Source organism: Pseudoramibacter alactolyticus ATCC 23263 (assembly GCF_000185505.1).
Classification (GTDB): domain Bacteria; phylum Bacillota; class Clostridia; order Eubacteriales; family Eubacteriaceae; genus Pseudoramibacter; species Pseudoramibacter alactolyticus.
In genome coordinates this window covers 1-565 of record NZ_GL622384.1, presented here as the reverse complement: position 1 = coordinate 565, position 565 = coordinate 1, and the positions used below count along the sequence as shown (strand labels likewise).

General features: G+C 57.3%; 2 protein-coding genes. Both read left to right on the top strand.

What is annotated here, in order from left to right:
* Nucleotides 1–362: TRCF domain-containing protein (locus tag HMPREF0721_RS11275; protein ID WP_006599925.1), on the top strand; the 362-nt coding region annotated here is incomplete at its 5' end.
* The coding region (locus tag HMPREF0721_RS12325; RefSeq protein WP_006599924.1) for a hypothetical protein at nucleotides 359–565 on the top strand (207 nt) is incomplete at its 3' end. The genes HMPREF0721_RS11275 and HMPREF0721_RS12325, both read left to right, overlap by 4 nt.

The window sequence follows — 565 nt, the reverse complement described above, 5'->3', positions numbered from 1 at the left end:
AGAGCTTCATCGACCGTTACGGTGCCTTGCCCGAACCCGTAGAGAATCTGCTTCAGGTGGCGGTGCTGCGCCGCGAAGCACGGGAAGCAGGCATCCACGAGATTACTGCGCTGGGACCGAAACTGCGTGTGGTCAGCGATGAACCGCTGCCGGAATCACGGCAGATGCGCCTCAAACGTGTGTATCCCGGCTCAACCCACACGCAGCCGAAGGGTCTGAGCACGTGGCTGACTCTGGTTCCGCGTCCTAAGACTCTGCCGGTCGGTGGCGTGGACCTTATTGACGGTCCTATGTTGGAATGGTGCTCGAAGTTCATTAACTCTATCTACTCGGCAGACCCGAAAGCATTGGAGGACTCATGATGTCATCGGCACCTACCCCGCGCACCCCGAAAGGCTGGGTGCGACTTCTGCTGAGTATCGTGGGATGGGCTGCGCTAGGTTTTGTCGCCTTAGGAACGATTGTCTGGGTATTTTTCAGCTCGTACGGGTTAACGGTGTACTTCGTTGTAGTGGCGTACCTGCTGATCGCGGTTGCTTGCGGTACACCTGCCCTCCTGTTTTAT